This window comes from Thalassobacillus cyri (assembly GCF_900107755.1).
In the GTDB taxonomy this organism is placed as follows: domain Bacteria; phylum Bacillota; class Bacilli; order Bacillales; family Halobacillaceae; genus Thalassobacillus; species Thalassobacillus cyri.
The window spans coordinates 15,026-33,645 of sequence record NZ_FNQR01000019.1; the positions used below are offsets into that span (position 1 = coordinate 15,026).

The window sequence follows — 18,620 nt, forward strand, 5'->3', positions numbered from 1 at the left end:
AACAGTTGCGAAATGGCAACACTTCTAGTATTGTAGGACTGAATGGTTAAAATTGAAAAGAGGGTTATAAATGAAACAATCTATATATGGAATGACGTTCGACCAGTTGACCGACTGGCTGATGGAACGCGGACATAAAAAATTCCGTGCATCACAAGTTTGGGACTGGCTGTATAACAAACGAGTCAAAAGCTTTTCCGAAATGAATAATGTTAATAAAGATTGTATCCAATTGCTTGAAGAAAATTTCGTGATCCAGACGCTGCAACAAGAGATCAAACAGGAATCTTCTGATGGGACAATCAAATTTTTGTTCAAATTGCAGGATGGGAATGTAATTGAAACCGTATTGATGCGGTTCCATTATGGTTTATCTGTTTGTGTTACGACACAAGTCGGCTGTAACATCGGTTGTTCATTCTGTGCAAGTGGATTATTGAAAAAAAGCCGCGATCTGACCAGTGGCGAAATTGTAGAGCAGATCATGAATGTCCAGCATGCATTGGACGATAAGGGAGAAGGAGACCGTGTCAGCCATATTGTCGTAATGGGTATTGGAGAACCGTTCGATAACTACGATAATACGTTGGATTTCATCCGTATCGTCAATTCTCAGAAAGGGCTGGCTATCGGCGCAAGGAAGATTACTGTATCAACTAGTGGACTAGCCGATCAAATTTACCAGTTCGCTGATGAAGACTTGCAAGTAAACCTTGCTTTATCTTTGCACGCACCGAATGATGAGCTTCGCACAAGAATCATGAAGATTAATAAAGCATATCCGTTAGATAAATTGATGCCAGCGATTGATTACTATCTAGAAAAAACCAATCGTCGGATTACCTTTGAATATATCATGCTGAGAGATGTCAATGACCACCAAAAAGAGGCAAAAGAACTTGCAGAACTGTTGAAAGATAAACGGCATTTATCTTATGTCAACTTGATTCCGTATAATCCGGTTGACGACCATTCTTATCAGCGTAGTGAGAAAGAAGCGATCTTAGGATTTTATGACACGTTGAAGAAAAATGGCATCAACTGCGTCATTCGCCATGAAAATGGAACAGATATTGATGCAGCATGTGGTCAATTGCGCAGTAAGCAAGTCAAAAAGGAAAAAAAGAAACAGACAGCAAAAGCAGCAAAGTAATATAAAGAGCACACCAATTGTCGGTGTGCTCTTTTTGTATGGAGATAATTCATTTGATTGTCTGTGAGATTGTAACAAGTCAGCAGTAATATAAGTTAAAAAGTTTTATGGAATATTGGAAGTTTCCTTACACTTGAAAGGACAGAGGTAGAAGGCATGAAAAAAATCATTCTGAATATGATGGATTGGAGGCTAGGTTTGAGGAGGGATTAGGGTGTTAGTTAAAAACAATGTTATCCCAAAACATAGGGTAATCACTATTCATGCAGAAGCTACAATGAAAGAAGCTAAACAGGCATTGGATAAGAGCGGGTATCGCTGCATTCCAGTCGTCAATAGTAATGGTGAGTACCGGGGGATGATATTTCGCTCAAGAATCGAACGCCATGAGAACGAATGTTTCAGGAGTGGGGAGATTCCGGATGAAAATGAGCATATTACGAATGTACTTGCCTACCCGAAAACTTATGTGTATGAAGAAACATCATTCCCGCAAGCGCTGTTACGGGTAAAGGCTCTTCCATTCATCGCTGTACTAGATAAAAGGGGAAAGTTTGTCGGAATTCTCACCCATAACAAAGTATTCGATTTACTGGAGCAGGCGTTTGGGCTTCATGCGGGGGATTATATTGTCACTATCGTATCACCCGAAAAACATGGGGCAGTCGCACAGCTTTCCAAAATGCTGAATAAACGAGGTATTAACATTGAGGGGTTAATGACGTTCGATGATGATGGTAGTAAAGTTGTAAGACGTCTCTGTATCACCGTATCCAATGTCACCAAAGCGCAGTTAAGTGAACTTTTCGCTAAATTGGAAAGGAAAGGTTACCGCGTTCTTCGGTCAGAACAGATTGAAAAGAATGACCATATGACAAGAACTATATTGGAAGATTAATTCAAACCACCAGGGACGCTGGTGGTTTTTTTACGAAAGACAAAAATACGGTGAGGAGGAATCATTGAGTGAGGTAACCTTATCTTGTAGAATTTCCTTTAGATGAAGTCAGAATAAGAAAAGGTGTTAATTTGAAGAAGTATATCGTAATAGGAGCGGGCATACTTGGTGCATCAACTGCACACCACCTGGCGAAGCAGCAAGCTGAGGTCATACTAATCGATAGGGAAGACCATGGACAAGCGACAGCTGCAGCGGCAGGAATCGTATGTCCTTGGCTAACTCACCGTAAAAATAATGAATGGTACCGATTAGTGACAGGTGGTGCCAAGTACTACCCAATACTCATAAAAGAACTTGAAAAGTATGGTGAAACAGAGACTGCATACGCAAGAGTAGGAGCAATCAATATTTATAATAAACAGGATATGCTAGATCGCAAGTTTGAGCTAGCCTTAGAGCGCAGGCGTGATACACCCGAACTTGGCGAAGTCACCAAGCTTTCGAGAAAGGAAACCAAATCACTTTTCCCACCCTTGAAAGATGAATATGGAGCAGTCCACATCAGTGGCGGGGGTAGAGTGAACGGAGGTGCTTTACGAGATGCGCTTATCCGAGGAGCCAAAATGAATGGGGCAACTTACATCAAGGGTGATGCAGAGATTCAGATGGAAGATAATCATGTCAAATGTATAACTGTAGGGCCGAAAAAATTTGAAGCAGATGAGGTTATTATTACTGGAGGAGGCTGGACGGAAGAAGTGCTTAAGCCATTAGAACTTGACTTTAACATGCATACACAAAAGGCACAGATTGTCCACTTACAAATGCCTGAGACTGATACCAGCAATTGGCCAGTAGTCATGCCTCCATTTGGACAATATTTCCTCACTTTCGGAAACGGTAGAATTGTTGTAGGTGCAACCCAAGAAGATAACGTAGGAAAAGATCCAAGGGTTACGACGGGGGGAGTCCATAAAGTTATCGATAAAGCTTTACGTGTTGCACCTGGGTTTGCTTCAGCAACCTACTTAGGAACTAAAGTAGGGTTTCGTCCCTTTACGCCTGGAAGTCTTCCTGTCATAGGACGGGTCCCTGGGATTGAAGGATTGTTCGTAGCTAATGGTCTTGGGGCTTCGGGTTTGACGAGCGGACCGTACTTAGGTGCGGAGCTTGCTGATTTAGTACTTGGCAAACCTACAGAGTTGAATATGAATGATTATGATGTTTCTAATGCATTAGATAAGTAAAAGCACAGTAACTCATTCGAGGAAAGATTTTGTGACCTCACTAAAACAAATACCGCATTAGCGCAGAAATTAGTCGAAATGCATTTGATGGAGTTAATGGAATGGAGGTCTCTCGGATTGAAAAAATTTCATACTAAAAAAGAAGAGCAGGCTATTATAATGAAACTCTTTAATAAAAAGCTTGACTCATTTAAAAGTGAAAATTTCTAATTATAGGGATCTCTAACCTACTTTTCCCTACAAAAAAACCATTAATAAATTGAAAAAGTCCGACAACAGTATAGACGAATAAATAAAAATAATGTATGGTATTAATTAAATCATTACAAAATTTAATAGATGAATTCACTAGGGGAGCCTTTCTTTGAAGGCTGAGATCAAAGTATAACTTTGGAACTCTTTGAACCTGACCTGGCTAAAAATCCAGCGGAGGAAAGTGAAAGTGTATACATGAAATATAACATCTATATTTCATTTAGTAGTATTATCGGACATGCCACTTTTCTTTTTTCTGGGAAGTGGCATTTTTATGTTAAGAGAGTGCTGCTATGAGATTGATTCTTTAAGTGGCAGTTTCTATTAACCGTTCAATATGTTTAATTAACAGATAACAACTGAATAAGAATACTTCACTAGGGGAGTCATGAATTGGCTGAGAGAAGCTTGGAGCTTTGACCCTTATAACCTGATCTAGATCATACTAGCGGAGGGAAGTGAAGCGAGTGAAATCTTTCTATAATCTATATTCGAACAAAATAGCTCGCTCCTTCGCGTGAAGGGGCGGGCTATTTTATTTCACTTTAAGAAAGGATCACTTTGTTAAAGGATTAAAGTATAAGAAAAACTAAGGCTTTCGCCATAAGGACTTGGCGATAAGCCGAGTTTTTCTAATGGAAAGGAGCAGGTTTATGGATAACAAGTTAGTTCATTTATGGAATGAAGTGGAAGAAAGGGAAGATGAACTTCTGAACCTCTTGGCCGGTTTGGTATCCTATCCAACATTGAGCCCGCCTGCCAGAAATGCGAAGAAAGCTCAAGAGTACATGACTGATAAACTGAAAGGTCTGGGCTTTTCAATCGATTCCTGGAATCTGTATCCAGGGGATCCTTTGGTAGTGGGTACCAAACAGGGTCAATACGAAGGTCAGGCGAAGAGTCTGATCATTAACGGCCATCTCGATGTTGCAGCCATCGAGGAAAATGAGCAATGGGATTATGATCCATTCGTATGTACGGTAACGAAGGAAAAAGTACTCGGGCGCGGGGTAGCAGATATGAAAGGAGGCATGGCTGGGGTTCTCTTTGCATTGCAGGTGTTGCACGAAGCTGGTGTAGAACCTAAAGGAAATTTATATGTTCAATCCGTTGTTGGGGAGGAGGTTGGAGAAGCAGGTACTAAGTCTTGTTGTGAAAGAGGATATCATGCTGATTTAGCGTTAGTAGTCGATACGAGTGACTGTCAAATCCAGGGTCAGGGTGGTGTGATCACGGGCTGGATAACAATCGAAAGCGGAGAAACACTGCATGATGCACAAAGGCGGTCGATGATCCATGCTGGCGGTGGTGTCCAAGGGGCGAGTGCAATAGAGAAAATGATAAAAATAATTACTGCGTTACAAGAATTGGAGAGGCATTGGGCAGTTACGAAATCGAGCCCTGGTTTTCCTGTGGGTGCCAATACAATTAACCCGGCTGTCATTGAAGGCGGCCGTCATGCTGCTTTCATTGCCGATCGCTGTTCTTTATGGATCACCGTACATTACTATCCGGAAGAACATTATGAAGATGTGATCAGAGAGATAGAAGCGCACATCAATCATGCAGCGAAGGCAGATCCCTGGTTAAGAGATCACCCACCTCAATTTTCATGGGGTGGCACGTCGATGATAGAAGAACAAGGAGAAATTTTCCCTGCATTCTCAGTGGACACCAGTCATGCCGGGATTGAGATGTTGGCAAGTGCACATCAACGTATTTTCCAAACTCCGGTTGATTATTCTATGTCTCCTACTGTTACAGATGGGGGATGGTTAGCGGAGGCTGGCATCCCTACTGTCCTGTATGGCCCAGGCACACTCGATCAGGCACATTCTGTTAATGAGTCGCTTGATCGAATCCAGCTGCGACGGTTCACCAAAACCATGGTCACTTTTTTATATGACTGGTTTCAACATTCTGAGAGAAAGGGTGATATGTGATGTTTACCGATCGTCTTTATAATCATGCTAAACCGATATGGGATAGTTACCTCGAACATCCTTTTGTAAAGGGCATTGGGGATGGAAGTTTAGATCTTGAAAAATTCAAGTTTTTTATGGAGCAGGATTACTTATATTTAATCGATTATTGCCGGGTATTTGCCTTAGGAAGTGTGAAGGCAACTCGTTTAGATACCATGGCCATGTTTGCTGATTTACTGCATTCGACACTGAACGAAGAAATGGACCTGCATCGAAAATATGCAGGAAGACTTGGAATCAGCAAGGACGAATTAGAAAATACCAAACCGTCGTCTACACTTCTCGCTTATACAAGCTACATGCTGAACAAGGCCCATCAAGGATCGGAGGCTGAGGTGGCAGCATGTGTGCTTGCCTGTACGTGGAGCTACAATGTTATCGGGAAGGCGTTGAATGAAAATGAGGGGGCCAGTGACCATGAATTCTATGGGGATTGGATAAAAATGTACGCTTCGGACGAATTTACGGAGCTTGCGGAAGCTATGAAAAAACTGATGAATGAACTTGCGGATGACAAGCCGGAACGAGAAAAAGCTCATTTAGAAGAAATCTTCCTTCATACGAGCAAGCTGGAATATTTATTTTGGGACATGGCTTACCACAAGAAAATGTGGCTGGAAAATACGGATATAATGAACAGCTGAAACAATTGGAAGCAATGAACCTATTTAAAAATTAATTTACATTCACTAGCAAAGGAGATGGAGGAAACATGGAAAAAGGATTAAAGTTGACAGATATTTTAGTAACCATCATCATCGCACTGATTTTTGGGGTGATATATAAATTGTGGGGCCCGCTATATGGAGTGGTTGCTACATTAGGTCTTCACCTGGAGCAGTTGATTTATGGCATGTGGTTCATAGCGGCGGTAGTGGCTTATTTGATCATACGAAAACCTGGAGTAGCTTTGTTAGCAGAGGTCGCTGCTGCCCAGGGTGAATTTATTTTTGGCGGAGAATGGGGAGTGGCCACCCTTATATTCGGAATTGGCCAGGGACTTGCTGCTGAATTGATTTTCGCGGCGTTCCGTTATAAGCGCTATGATATGTTGATTGCATCTTTAGCAGGTGTCGCAGCTGCGTTTGCTTCCATTGGCATTGACTTTTATTACGGTTACATCGGGGATTTGGCACTCTGGAACTTACTTATTTTGTTTGGAACCAGAATAGCGGGAGCGATTCTTATTTCCGGTATTTTCGCTCATCTTCTTGTCCAAGCCTTAGAAAAGACAGGTGTTACCAACCTTGTACGTCCAGCTACGAAAGAAGATTATCAGGCTTTAGGCTAGCAGGGGGGATAGTATGACAACGATCGCCAGTATGACAAACATGCGGTTGAAGTTTCCCGGAGTGGACTCCTTGTTATTCGAAGACTTCTCTCTTTCTATTGACAGGGGAGAGAAGGTGTTGATACTGGGACCATCCGGCTCTGGTAAATCGACCCTTTTACAAGTATTAACAGGACTGATACCTCATGCGGTGGAAGTGCCAATGAAAGCAGATGCTCTAACCATTCCAGAGTCCTGGGGGTTTTTATTTCAAGATCCGGATGCCCAATTTTGTATGCCCTATGTAGATGAGGAAATTGCGTTTGTATTAGAAAACCTTCAGATTCCCCGTGAAATAATGGATCACTATATTGATCATTATCTCCAGCAGGTTGGACTGAAATTCGATGATACCCATACGAAAATCCAGACGTTATCCGGGGGGATGAAACAGCGCCTGGCCATTGCCTCGGTGCTTGCCTTAGAACCCGAGGTGTTATGTTTAGATGAGCCGACAGCTATGCTGGATCCGGAGGGTACCAGGCTTGTTTGGGACACGATCAAGAACGTGGGAGAAGATAAGACCGTAGTGATCGTCGAACATAAAATTGAACAGGTGGTCGATTTTATCGATCGTGTCATTCTTCTCGATGAAAATGGGGCGATTATTGCTGACGGTCCTAAACAGCAGGTGTTTGATCAACATAAACATGTACTTATCGAACAGGGGATTTGGTACCCAGGTGTTTGGGAGGACTACATGCAGGACAAAAGCAGGCATATTCCACCATCAGTCAATACAGAGGATGCAAAACTGGCTGTTCATCTGTCGGATTTTTCGGCTTTTAGAGGGAAGGTTAAAGCCCTCCAAGTAAAGGAGGCACGTGCTTATCCCGGGGAATGGATAACGATACTTGGCGAAAACGGGGCAGGAAAAAGTACCCTGCTGCTCGCCATGATGAATCTGTTAAAGACCACGGGCACTTACAAGGTTCTTGAACAAGATTACAAGCGGATCAAACATTTAGCAGAGTATGTCAGCTTTGTCTTTCAAAACCCTGAATTTCAATTCGTTACAAATTCTGTCTATGAGGAAATCGCATTCAGCCTTCATTTAGCGAAATGGGAGCAGGATAAAATTACCCGGCGCGTCAATCAGATGCTGAAGATGCACCATTTGGAAGAGCATCAACACACACACCCTTACCAGTTATCCATGGGGCAAAAACGGAGGTTGAGTGTCGCTGCTTCGATTGTAAAAGAACAGCCAATTATCCTTTTGGATGAACCCACCTTCGGCCAGGATGCAAAAAATACATTTGCAATTTTAGAGCAACTGGAACAGTTAAGGGCTCAAGGGACGACCATTATTATGGTGACCCATGACATTAATATAGTGAAAAACTTTGCAACGAAAGTGTGGAGGGTGGAATATGGGGAACTCGTCAAGGAATTTCCTGCTCCGATCTTTGTAGAAACATTCCAGCCAGCAGTTATTTCATAAGGGAGAGAAGCGATGCCAATGGACTTTTCTTACAAGGAAACATGGCTCCACAAAATTAATCCGAGCTTGAAATTACTTATTATGATTCTCTTATTCATTCATCTGTTGATGATTCATAATACTAATATTCTTATCAACTATATGATAGGGATGATCGTTCTTTACTTGTTCTTTACCGGTCATCCATGGAAGCGTCTATTGGTGATTTCCATTCCGTTTCTGTTAATTTTTCTTACATCTTCCACATCAATGATATTCTTCGGGAAAGGGGAGATCACATGGGCCAAGTGGGGGTTGGTCCATATTACCGAAGAGAGTTTCTTCCGGGGATTACATTTAGGGTTTCGTGGGATTAGCTTTGCCGTATTAGGAATTGTCTTTGCACTGACCACTCGTCCTGTTTATCTGTTTTATTCCTTAATGCAACAATTCAAGATGAAACCGAAATATGCCTATAGCTTTATGGCTGCCATACGGTTGATTCCGTTGATGATCGAAGAGATGCAAACATTGCATTATGCATTGCAAGTACGTGGTGTTCAAGGGGAAAGAGGGGTAAAAGGGTTTTATAAAAAAATTAAATCCTATTCGATTCCCCTGCTATCTCAAAGTATCAGAAGAGCCTATCGGATTGCGGTGGCCATGGAAGCCAAGCGTTTTTCTAACCGTGGAAACCGAACGTATTTCTACCAATTAGGTTTTTCTAAATTTGATGTCATCTTTCTGTGCTACCTACTTGTAATCATTCCATTATCTTATGTTACCGCTACCCACTTTCCCTACTTTTCCATCACAGATGTTCGTTATGGTAGCTAGATGGGATAGAAACATGAACGATTTTTATGTTTATTATTTAAATGTTCGCTTTTTAACCCGAAAAAGCTTGATATTTATCCTGGGAGAACGATAGAATAGCTTTAAACCAAAATGTTCAGGGGGTTGCAACATGTATGAAGCACCGAATCAAAATTATGCGAAAAAAATGATGCTGTTAGGGTCAGGAGAGTTGGGAAAAGAAGTAGTGATCGAGGCACAGCGATTAGGAATAGAGACCATTGCAGTCGATCGGTATAAAGGTGCGCCTGCCATGCAGGTAGCTCACCGTTTTCATATAGTGGATATGCTTGACGGCGATGCGCTGCGCAGTGTGATCGAACAGGAAAAGCCTGATTATATTGTTCCGGAGATAGAAGCGATTGCTACAGCAACACTTCTAGAGTTGGAGCAGGAGGGCTACAACATCATTCCAACTGCCTATGCCACCCAATTGACAATGGACCGCGAAGGTATTCGGAGACTGGCAAGTGAAAAACTGGGACTACCAACAGCGAAATACGAATTTGCCAACTCTTTAGAAGAATTAAAAGAAGCGGTTGATACCATTGGTACCCCGTGTGTAATTAAACCGATTATGAGTTCTTCCGGAAAGGGGCAAAGCCTGTGCCGGACACAATCCGATATCGAGAAATCCTGGCAGGAAGCATTGAATAGTGGACGGGGTAAAAGTACCCGTGTAATTGTAGAGGAATTCATTCATTTTGATTCGGAAATCACGCTGTTAACGGTTCGCTCTGCTAACGGAACGTTTTTCTGTCCGCCAATCGGCCACCTGCAGCAAGATGGGGATTATATTCAATCCTGGCAGCCGCATGCCATGAACGAGGAACAAATTAAGGAAGCCGAAGCCCTAGCCAAAAAAGTCACCGATGAAATTGGCGGCTTCGGAGTCTTTGGTGTAGAGCTGTTTATTACTGAAAATGGCGTGTATTTTAGTGAAGTGTCCCCACGACCGCATGATACCGGGATGGTCACCTTAATTACCCAGGAGCTATCGGAATTCGCGCTTCATGTTCGGGCGATTTTAGGATTTCCAATAGAGGAGGTTGCTCTAATTTCCCCAGGAGCCAGTCATGCAATTAAAGCAGCAGAGGAAAGCAACGACTACCAAATTTCCGGAATTAATGAAGCGTTAGCAGTACCTGACACGCAAGTGCGTGTCTTTGGAAAGCCTTCTACAAAAATAGGCCGACGCATGGCTGTGATATTGAACAAAGGAAAAAGTGTAACGGCTGCGTGCAAACAAGCGGAGGAGGCAGCTTCCAAGCTTGATGTAGTGAGCATTCATATGAAAACAAAGCATTGATAATGTCCTAACGAGAACGAGAAACAATGAAGAAGAGATATAGCAATATTTAAACTATTATAAAATCTACCTTGCAAAAAGATAATAAGTAGTGTTTAATGTAGTTAGAAAAACTTAATAGATTTACGGTAAGTTTAAAAGTGCTTAATACCCATGGTATTGAGATAATAGGGAAATCAGTGAGAATCTGATGCAGCCCCCGCTACTGTAAACGCGATTGAACTTGTTTATCCACTGACCTAGTGTTGGGAAGGATACAAGAGTAAGAAGAAGCGTAAGCCAGGAGACCTGCTTTTAAATATCATTCATCATTCTTCGGAGGGAAGGATAGGATGCATCGTACAACGGTTCTTTTATACTAAAAAAAACTGGATACGTGTATTCAAAATCCTTAACTTTACGAGTTAAGGATTTTTTATTTGTCTGAATAAAAACTAAATATAACAAAATAGGTACGTGCCTTTAAAGGGCACGTTTAAAAGGGAAGAACGGTAAAATTCCGTCGCGGTACCCGCCACTGTAATGGGGAGCTGTCATTGCAAATTGTCACTGGAAATAATTCCGGGAAGACGCAATGAAGTGTAGAACCTAAGCCAGGAGACCTGCCTGTTTTGTTTCTAAGTATACCTACGGGATTATAGGTAGAAGTGTAAAGAATGTATTTGTAGACATTTGTTTTTTTATGCACCTCTCCTTTGTAGAGGTGCATTTTTATTTAAATAAAAAATTTTAAGAAGAAAATCCAATTTGAAAGGAGCATTTTTATGACCACATGGAATTTAAGTGGAACTAAGCATCATGTCCTTATCTGTAATGGGTCAAGCTGTATGCGAAAAGGGGGGGAAGAAGTTACGCATGCAATTAGAGAAGAAATACAAAAGCTAGAATTAGATAATCAAATACATACTTCACGTACACGCTGTAATGGAAGGTGTAAAGATGCTTGTGTCGTCATTGCTTACCCAGAAGGGGTTTGGTATGGAGTCACTTCACCAGATGCTGGACGTGACATAATTAAAAATTATTTATTGGAAGGCACTCCAATAAAGGAATCTTTGATCTACATGTTTAGCGATGAACAAATGATTCCCTCTAAATATGCGGAACTGAATGAGGGTATTCGGAAATCAGAGAAGAAGGTTAAATAAATGGAAATAATAACATTTGCATTATTAGCAGTTTTAATAGGAATGAGACATGGAATGGACGGGGATCATATTGCAGCTATTGCAGATATGGTTGGAACTGAGTCAAAAAAAAAGAGACAGGTTTCCCTTGGTGTCATGTATGCATGTGGACATGGAATAATTGTGCTAATCATTGGTCTAATCACAATTTTTCTAGGCTCCAAATTACCTGAAAGTACACTAAGTGTTCTTGAGGTTTGTGTAAGCCTCACTCTAATAATTTTAGGAGGGGTTATTTTATTATCCATTTTTAAAAGAAAAAAAGATTACGAATTTAAGAGCCGCATTACTATATTAAGTGAAATGATTTTAAAGACTGTGAATAAAACCGGCGATAAAAATGTAAAACTTTCCCCAGTGGGTTTAGCGATTATCGGTGCTTTTATTGTTGGTATTATTCATGGAATTGGAGTCGAAACTCCGACACAAATTGCTGTGATTTCTAACGCGGTGGGCTTGGATAATATAACAGTAGCTGCTATTCAACTGATTTTATTTGTTATAGGTTTACTTGTTTCAACGATTCTAATTACATTTCTACTATCGTGGGGCTTTATGAAAGCAAAAGTCAAACAAAACCTTTATTTAATTTTCGGGTCGATTACAGGTCTATACAGTGTAGGTTTAGGACTGCTTATGTTAATAGAACTATTATAAGGAGGCTGATAAAAAATGAATGGTAAGTTATTGGTGATTGGCTTTGGGCCGGGAAGCTTTGAACATATCACAAAAAGGGCAAAGGATGCTATAGAAGAAAGTGACTGTGTTATCGGTTATAAGACCTATGTTCAGTTAATTCGTGACTTACTAACCTCCCAGGATATTGTGAGTACGGGAATGTCAGAGGAAGTTAGTCGTGCACATGCAGCTGTAAACTTGGCAGAGGAAGGGAAAAAGGTTGCTGTGATTTCAAGTGGCGATGCAGGAGTATATGGTATGGCTGGATTGGTTTATGAAGTACTTGTAGAAAAGGGCTGGAAAGAAGAATCAGGAATTGAGGTAGAGATAATACCTGGTATATCTGCTATTAATTCTTGTGCATCTCTACTAGGAGCTCCTGTTATGCATGATGCCTGCACCATAAGCCTAAGTGATCATTTAACACCATGGAAAATAATTGAAAAGCGGATTGAAGCAGCTGCCCAGGCGGACTTTGTAATTTCTCTCTATAACCCTAAAAGCGGGAAAAGAACAAGGCAGATTGTGGAGACGCAAAAAATCATATTAAAATACCGTTCTCCGGATACACCGGTAGGTCTTGTGAAAAGTGCTTATCGTGATAGACAGAATGTAGTTATCACGAATTTAAAAGAAATGCTGGATTATGATATCGGTATGTTAACGACTGTAATTATTGGGAATTCAACCACATTTTTATATGATAACAAACTGATCACGCCTAGAGGTTATCAGCGGAAATACACGTTAAATACAGCAGAACAAAGTTTAAAGCCTCATGAAAGATTAAGAAAAGAAAATGAGCCTTGGGCATTGCATAATGGCAAAAAAGAAGAAAATTCTTCGCTTGATTTTGCTAATGAAGCTGTACAAAAAATAGATGAACATAAAGGTGTCGGTTCTGCATCGACGCCATCACAACCAGTGGATAGTAATATAGAATCAATTTTTGAACTGGCGGTTAGTCCAGGTGTTGCCAATAAAAAATTTACGCCCGAGCAGTTAAGGACATTAGCTGAAGTGGCTGGAGAAGGAACTATGGAGTACACCCCACACCATCAGATTCTATTAGAGATCCCTACTTCAAACCCTCAGGAAATCACTAGTAGGTTACAAGAAGTAGATTTATTGATTTCACCCGTTGGTGATGTACTACAAGTAAAAGCCTGTGACTTCTGTGACGGAGAGAAAAAAGATGCTATTCCATATGCGGAAGAATTACAAGCAAAACTTGGAGGTTTAGACCTGCCAAAAGAATTGAAGCTAGGGGTGAATGGGTGCGGAATGGCTTGTTACGGTGCCGTAAAAGATGACATTGGCATTGTCTATCGAAAAGGAAAATTTGACTTGTTTTTAGGTGCTAAAACAGTTGGAAGAACTGCACATCCTGGCCAGCCAGTAGCAGAAGGAATTGAACCAGATAAGATTGTCGATCTATTAGAAAAAATTATTCAAGAATTTAAAGAAAAAGGCCACCCGAATGAAAAGTTTTATAAATTCTTCAAACGAGTCGGGGACGTACAGGGATTTAAGTATAAAAATGTTACACCAAAAATTGAGGTAGAGCCTGCTCCCTGTGGCGAATAAGCATTAAAGTTATCTAAGGAGGAACGTCAGATGAAAGCAGTATTAATGGTTGGTCACGGGAGTCGTGACCCTGAAGGCAACGAACAAGTAAGAAATTTTATCGATAACCTTAGCAATCAATTAGATCCCAACCTATTAGTGGAAACATGCTTTTTAGAATTTGAGTCTCCCAATATAGATGAAGGAATTGATAATTGTGTTCAAAAAGGGGCAACCCATATTTTTGTTATCCCAATTATGCTCCTGCAAGCAGGGCATTCTAAAATTCATATTCCTCATGCCATTGACGAAGCTAAGAAAAAATATTCACAACTTACTGTTACCTATGGAAGACCGATTGGAATCCACGAACAAATATTTGAAATTTGCAAAGACCGTCTTGAAGAGATCGGAGAGGACCCTTCATCACCTAATAATGACACGGCTGTTGTTTTACTTGGAAGGGGTGGCAGCGATCAGGATGCAAATAGTGATTTATATAAAATTACACGTCTGTTATGGGAAAAACTAAACTATAAAATTATTGAACCATCATTTATGGGAGTGACTGATCCACTTATACAAGAAGGGATTGACCGCTGTATAAAGCTTGGGGCTAAGAAGATAATCATTTTACCTTACTTTTTGTTTACGGGTATTCTGATCAAACGTTTAGAAAATATGCTGGCAATGTTTAAGGAGCAATATCCTGACCATAATTTCTCACTGGCGAACTACTTCGGCTTTCATAAAAGGCTGGAAACAATACTAATAGATCGTATGGAAGAGGCACTTGAAGGAGAAGTGAAGATGAATTGTGATACATGTAAATATCGAATTGATGCCATGGAGTTTATTGATCATCATCACCATCACGACCATGAGCACGCTCACCAACATGACGAGGTTTATAAATAATCATGATACTTTTCTTAGCTGGTACAAGTGATGCTAGAGCTTTAGCGCTTGAATTAAAAAAAGAAAAGTTTCCCATTTTAACAACTGTTGTAACTGAAAATGCAGCGTACGAAATGAAAAATGCAGGATTGGATGTTCATATGGGGAGATTAACTGATAAAGATATTTATAGTTTTATTAAGGGATATGATATTCAATCGGTTGTGGATGCAAGTCATCCTTTTGCAGAAGAAGCGAGTAAAAATGCAATGCAGGGAGCAGAGCTAGCAAATGTTCCTTATATACGATACGAAAGGGTTTCTCAACAATTTAATGAAGATCATATCGTGATGGTTAACAGTTATGAAGAAGCAGCACAGGTAGCAGCCAGTAAGAAAGGTGTCATCATGCTTACTACCGGAAGCAAAACATTACAAGTGTTTTCGGAAAAGTTACTTGATTTGCCGGAGGTAAGATTGGTAGCTCGAATGCTTCCGCGAAAGGACAACATGAAAAAATGTGAACAGCTTGGGTTTCCACAAAAAAATATCGTAGCCATACAAGGGCCATTTACTAAAGAGTTTAACAAAGCGTTATATAAACAATATGGGGTTACAGTGATGGTTACGAAAGAAAGTGGAAAAGCTGGTTCAGTTGATGAAAAGTTAGAAGCAGCTAAAGAGCTTGGGATTGATACAATCATGATCAAACGTCCCCAAATAAATTATAGGACGGTTTATCATCAGTTTTCAGATATTGTAAAGCATTTAAAAGACCTATCGAATGAGGGGGAAGAAAAATGATGGACTTTGGTACAGACTTCAAACCTTATACAGTACAACCACAAAAAATTGAGGGTAGAAGCTTCGAAATGATTGATGAAGAAATAGGGGATCATTCTTTTACTGTGGAACAGTATCCAATTGTTCAGAGAGTGATTCATGCTTCGGCAGATTTTGAACTAGGAAGAAGTCTCTTATTCCATCGTGATGCGATTCAATCTGGTATTCACGCAGTTAGGAGTGGAAAGAAGGTTGTCGCTGATGTCCAGATGGTACAAGTGGGAATCAACAAACCTAGAATGGAAAAATTCGGTTGTGATGTTAATGTCTATATATCTGACCAGGATGTTATGGAAGAAGCAAAGCGATTAAATACGACCAGGGCCATAGTTTCTATGAGAAAGGCCATAAAAGAAGCAGATGGTGGCATTTTTGCAATAGGAAATGCTCCTACCGCACTTCTTGAATTAATTGGCCTTATCAAAAAGGGAGAAGCCAAGCCTGGTCTTATAATTGGCATGCCTGTTGGATTTGTTTCGGCTGCTGAATCGAAGGAAGAGCTTGCTAAATTAGATGTTCCATTTATTACGAACGTCGGTCGTAAAGGTGGTAGTACTGTAACTGTAGCTGCATTAAATGCAATTTCTATACTTGCTGAAAAGGTGTAAAAGATGAAAGGGAAAGAAAAAAAAGATAAAAAGAATTTACGCCAAGGATATACTACAGGTTCCAACGCAACAGCTGCAACAAAGGCTGCTTTAACGACTTTAATTACAGGCGAAAAACAAGAAGAAGTGACGATTTATCTTCCCGTCGGTAAATTTGCAACATTTCAAATGGATAATATAGAAATGACAACTGATACAGTGAAAGCAGGAACAGTTAAAGATGCAGGCGATGACCCAGATGCTACCCATGGTGCATTGATTGAATCAACGGTTTCATGGTGTGAAAAGCCTGGGATTACACTAGACGGCGGTATTGGTGTTGGACGTATAACAAAAGAGGGACTTCCTTTACCTGTTGGAGATGCAGCCATAAACCCAGTTCCTCAAAGAATGATTCGTGGGGTAGTCGAAGAAATTTTAGAAGAGTATAAAATAACTACCGGTGTGAAAGTTGTTATTTCAGTTCCGGACGGAGAAAAAATTGCAGAAAAGACGTTAAATGGGCGACTTGGTATAATCGGCGGTATTTCTATACTTGGTACCCGTGGAATTGTAATGCCGTTTTCTACTGCTGCTTATAAAGCAAGCATTGTCCAAGCCATAAATGTGGCTAAAGCCAGCAATTGTGATCATCTCGTGATTACCACTGGAGGACGGAGTGAACAATATGGGATTAAGCAATACCCCTCCCTGCCTGAGGAAGCATTTATTGAAATGGGAGATTTCGTCGGATTTACATTAAAACAATGCAAACGTCAAGGCATAAAGAAAATTTCGATGGTAGGTATGATGGGGAAGTTTTCAAAAGTTGCGCAAGGGGTAATGATGGTCCATTCAAAAAGCGCCCCTGTTGATTTTGATTTCATTGCTAAGGTTGCAGAAGAAGTGGGAGCCAAAGGTGAGCTTCTGAATGAAGTACGTCAAGCAAATACAGCTTCACAAGTGGGGAATATGATGGCGGAACATGGCTATCCCCAATTTTTTGAAAAACTTTGCGAGTATTGTTGTTCGTCTAGTTTAAAGGAAGCCGGTGGCGGGGTGGAAGTTGAGACAAGCCTTTATACCTTAAAAGGCGAATTTTTAGGAAAGGCAATGAAAAGCTAAACAATATGTGCCCTTCACCCTGACCCCTCGTCTTGATAATCAAGTATACAATCACATAAGGAGTTTAGGTATGAATCAAAAAATAAAAATGATTGGTGTTGGAGATGAAGGGAAAGCAAGTATATTACCAATTTATCAAAAGTGGATTGATGAGTCTGATGTATTAGTGGGTGGAGAAAGACAGCTTTCCTTTTTTCCTGATTACCAAGGTGAAAAGGTTCCTATTAAGGGAGGTCTTCGCTCTCTAGTTGATCGACTACAACAAGAGAAAAGACAAGTGGTAGTGCTTGCATCTGGCGACCCGTTATTTTATGGAATCGGAAGTTATTTATCTAAGAAAATAGAACTAGAAATCTACCCATTTTTAAGTTCCATCCAGCTTGCATTTGCAAGGATGAAAGACCGCTGGCAAGATGCTTATGTTACCAGTGTTCATGGAAGAAGCATAAAAGGACTGGCTCAACGAATTAATGGTAAAGCCAAAGTTGCTTTACTAACGGATGCTGAAAATAATCCTGCAAAAATTGCAGAATATTTATTATCTTTTGGAATGAATGAATATAAAGCATTTGTCGCTGAAAACCTTGGAGGCGAAAATGAACGGTACGGCTGGTTTGAGCTTGAAGACATGATAAACAAAGAGTTTTCTTCGCTAAATGTAGTTATATTGAAACAAATACAAAAAGTTAATAAACAAACATTTGGGATTAATGATAGCGAGTTCTTCCAAAGAAAACCTGAAAAAGGATTGATTACGAAAAAAGAAATTCGCACGTTAAGTTTAAGTAATTTGCGTTTACAGAAAGAAAGTGTGGTCTGGGATATCGGGACATGTACAGGGGCTGTAGCAATTGAAGCGGCTAATATTGCTCGGGAAGGTGCCGTTTATGCTATTGAGAAAAATGAACAGGATCTCGAAAATTGTCGTAAAAATATGGCGAAGTTTCGCGTAGATCTTACCCTTGTACACAGGAAAGCGCCTGATGGTCTACAAGACTTCCAAGATCCGGATGCAGTTTTTATTGGTGGAACAGCTGGTGGAATGGAAGATATTTTATCTCAGTGCTGTTCACGTCTTAATCCGAATGGGCGTATCGTTTTAAATGCTGCAACCATTGAAAATCTTACCCATGCTGTCGAAGTATTCAAGGAAAAAGGGTTCGAAGCAGATATCACACTTGCACAAATTTCCAGAAGTAAGCCGATTTTAAATTTAACAAGGTTTGACGCACTTAATCCAGTGTACATCATTACCGCTAAACGAAAGGAAGGAAAATAAA

17 protein-coding genes and 4 riboswitches are annotated in these 18,620 nt (G+C 40.5%); all 17 genes read left to right on the forward strand.

All coding sequences use genetic code 11. From position 1 onward, the window contains the following. The first annotated feature begins 70 nt into the window (after positions 1–70). The 17 genes from rlmN (at position 71) to cbiE (ending at position 18,619) form a co-directional block, all read left to right on the forward strand. Positions 71–1,153 carry a dual-specificity RNA methyltransferase RlmN gene (gene rlmN, locus BLV00_RS17795; RefSeq protein WP_093046310.1) on the forward strand — a complete coding sequence of 361 codons (1,083 nt, stop codon included), beginning with the start codon at positions 71–73 and terminating at the stop codon, positions 1,151–1,153. Positions 1,154–1,367: 214 nt separating this feature from the next. Then, complete coding sequence (gene cbpA, locus BLV00_RS17800; RefSeq protein WP_093046311.1) at positions 1,368–2,051, forward strand: cyclic di-AMP binding protein CbpA; 684 nt, start codon at positions 1,368–1,370, stop codon at positions 2,049–2,051. A gap of 131 nt (positions 2,052–2,182) precedes the next feature. Continuing rightward, entirely contained in the window at positions 2,183–3,301 is a 1,119-nt protein-coding gene (locus tag BLV00_RS17805; RefSeq protein ID WP_093046312.1) for an NAD(P)/FAD-dependent oxidoreductase, read from the forward strand. Between the two features lie 340 nt (positions 3,302–3,641). After that, a riboswitch (TPP riboswitch) is annotated at positions 3,642–3,753 on the forward strand. Positions 3,754–3,925: 172 nt separating this feature from the next. Then, positions 3,926–4,030, forward strand: a riboswitch (TPP riboswitch). A 179-nt stretch (positions 4,031–4,209) separates the two neighbouring features. Beyond that, positions 4,210–5,499, forward strand: a complete 1,290-nt coding sequence (locus BLV00_RS17810; RefSeq protein WP_093046313.1) for an acetylornithine deacetylase — start codon at positions 4,210–4,212, stop codon at positions 5,497–5,499. After that, positions 5,499–6,185, forward strand: coding sequence for a thiaminase II (gene tenA, locus BLV00_RS17815; RefSeq protein ID WP_093046314.1), 687 nt, complete (start codon positions 5,499–5,501; stop codon positions 6,183–6,185). The genes BLV00_RS17810 and tenA overlap by 1 nt, the downstream gene beginning before the upstream one ends. A gap of 68 nt (positions 6,186–6,253) precedes the next feature. Then, positions 6,254–6,832, forward strand: coding sequence for an ECF transporter S component (locus BLV00_RS17820; RefSeq protein WP_093046315.1), 579 nt, complete (start codon positions 6,254–6,256; stop codon positions 6,830–6,832). A gap of 13 nt (positions 6,833–6,845) precedes the next feature. After that, positions 6,846–8,315, forward strand: a complete 1,470-nt coding sequence (locus tag BLV00_RS17825; RefSeq protein WP_093046316.1) for an ABC transporter ATP-binding protein — start codon at positions 6,846–6,848, stop codon at positions 8,313–8,315. A gap of 12 nt (positions 8,316–8,327) precedes the next feature. Then, positions 8,328–9,131: an energy-coupling factor transporter transmembrane component T family protein gene (locus tag BLV00_RS17830; RefSeq protein ID WP_093046317.1), complete on the forward strand. Its 804-nt coding sequence runs from the start codon at positions 8,328–8,330 to the stop codon at positions 9,129–9,131. A 130-nt stretch (positions 9,132–9,261) separates the two neighbouring features. Beyond that, complete coding sequence (purT, locus tag BLV00_RS17835; RefSeq protein ID WP_093046318.1) at positions 9,262–10,458, forward strand: formate-dependent phosphoribosylglycinamide formyltransferase; 1,197 nt, start codon at positions 9,262–9,264, stop codon at positions 10,456–10,458. 121 nt (positions 10,459–10,579) lie between these two features. Then, positions 10,580–10,768: riboswitch (cobalamin riboswitch) on the forward strand. 123 nt (positions 10,769–10,891) lie between these two features. Then, positions 10,892–11,082, forward strand: a riboswitch (cobalamin riboswitch). Between the two features lie 140 nt (positions 11,083–11,222). Further along, complete coding sequence (locus BLV00_RS17840; protein ID WP_093046319.1) at positions 11,223–11,606, forward strand: (2Fe-2S) ferredoxin domain-containing protein; 384 nt, start codon at positions 11,223–11,225, stop codon at positions 11,604–11,606. Beyond that, positions 11,607–12,302, forward strand: coding sequence for a HoxN/HupN/NixA family nickel/cobalt transporter (locus BLV00_RS17845; RefSeq protein ID WP_093046320.1), 696 nt, complete (start codon positions 11,607–11,609; stop codon positions 12,300–12,302). A gap of 15 nt (positions 12,303–12,317) precedes the next feature. Continuing rightward, positions 12,318–13,910 (forward strand): precorrin-3B C(17)-methyltransferase, encoded by a 1,593-nt coding sequence (gene cobJ, locus BLV00_RS17850; protein WP_093046321.1) that lies wholly within the window; start codon positions 12,318–12,320, stop codon positions 13,908–13,910. 30 nt (positions 13,911–13,940) lie between these two features. After that, the gene (locus BLV00_RS17855; RefSeq protein ID WP_093046322.1) at positions 13,941–14,807 is read left to right on the forward strand and encodes a sirohydrochlorin chelatase; all 867 of its coding nucleotides are present in this window, start codon (positions 13,941–13,943) and stop codon (positions 14,805–14,807) included. A 2-nt stretch (positions 14,808–14,809) separates the two neighbouring features. Beyond that, complete coding sequence (gene cobK, locus BLV00_RS17860) at positions 14,810–15,589, forward strand: precorrin-6A reductase (RefSeq protein WP_093046323.1); 780 nt, start codon at positions 14,810–14,812, stop codon at positions 15,587–15,589. After that, entirely contained in the window at positions 15,589–16,236 is a 648-nt protein-coding gene (locus BLV00_RS17865; protein ID WP_093046365.1) for a precorrin-8X methylmutase, read from the forward strand. The genes cobK and BLV00_RS17865 overlap by 1 nt, the downstream gene beginning before the upstream one ends. A 3-nt stretch (positions 16,237–16,239) precedes the next feature. After that, complete coding sequence (locus BLV00_RS17870) at positions 16,240–17,340, forward strand: cobalt-precorrin-5B (C(1))-methyltransferase (RefSeq protein WP_093046324.1); 1,101 nt, start codon at positions 16,240–16,242, stop codon at positions 17,338–17,340. A 70-nt stretch (positions 17,341–17,410) separates the two neighbouring features. Further along, the gene (gene cbiE, locus BLV00_RS17875; protein ID WP_093046325.1) at positions 17,411–18,619 is read left to right on the forward strand and encodes a precorrin-6y C5,15-methyltransferase (decarboxylating) subunit CbiE; all 1,209 of its coding nucleotides are present in this window, start codon (positions 17,411–17,413) and stop codon (positions 18,617–18,619) included. The last annotated feature ends 1 nt before the right edge of the window (position 18,620 follow it).

Coding starts and splice junctions, on each gene's coding strand:
- BLV00_RS17870 (WP_093046324.1), top strand. CDS start 16,240: ATGAAAGGGAAAGAAAAAAAAGATAAAAAGAATTTACGCCAAGGATAT.
- cobJ (WP_093046321.1), top strand. CDS start 12,318: ATGAATGGTAAGTTATTGGTGATTGGCTTTGGGCCGGGAAGCTTTGAA.
- BLV00_RS17825 (WP_093046316.1), top strand. CDS start 6,846: ATGACAACGATCGCCAGTATGACAAACATGCGGTTGAAGTTTCCCGGA.
- BLV00_RS17820 (WP_093046315.1), top strand. CDS start 6,254: ATGGAAAAAGGATTAAAGTTGACAGATATTTTAGTAACCATCATCATC.
- tenA (WP_093046314.1), top strand. CDS start 5,499: ATGTTTACCGATCGTCTTTATAATCATGCTAAACCGATATGGGATAGT.
- rlmN (WP_093046310.1), top strand. CDS start 71: ATGAAACAATCTATATATGGAATGACGTTCGACCAGTTGACCGACTGG.
- BLV00_RS17840 (WP_093046319.1), top strand. CDS start 11,223: ATGACCACATGGAATTTAAGTGGAACTAAGCATCATGTCCTTATCTGT.
- BLV00_RS17845 (WP_093046320.1), top strand. CDS start 11,607: ATGGAAATAATAACATTTGCATTATTAGCAGTTTTAATAGGAATGAGA.
- BLV00_RS17855 (WP_093046322.1), top strand. CDS start 13,941: ATGAAAGCAGTATTAATGGTTGGTCACGGGAGTCGTGACCCTGAAGGC.
- purT (WP_093046318.1), top strand. CDS start 9,262: ATGTATGAAGCACCGAATCAAAATTATGCGAAAAAAATGATGCTGTTA.
- BLV00_RS17810 (WP_093046313.1), top strand. CDS start 4,210: ATGGATAACAAGTTAGTTCATTTATGGAATGAAGTGGAAGAAAGGGAA.
- BLV00_RS17865 (WP_093046365.1), top strand. CDS start 15,589: ATGGACTTTGGTACAGACTTCAAACCTTATACAGTACAACCACAAAAA.
- cbiE (WP_093046325.1), top strand. CDS start 17,411: ATGAATCAAAAAATAAAAATGATTGGTGTTGGAGATGAAGGGAAAGCA.
- cobK (WP_093046323.1), top strand. CDS start 14,810: ATGATACTTTTCTTAGCTGGTACAAGTGATGCTAGAGCTTTAGCGCTT.
- BLV00_RS17830 (WP_093046317.1), top strand. CDS start 8,328: ATGCCAATGGACTTTTCTTACAAGGAAACATGGCTCCACAAAATTAAT.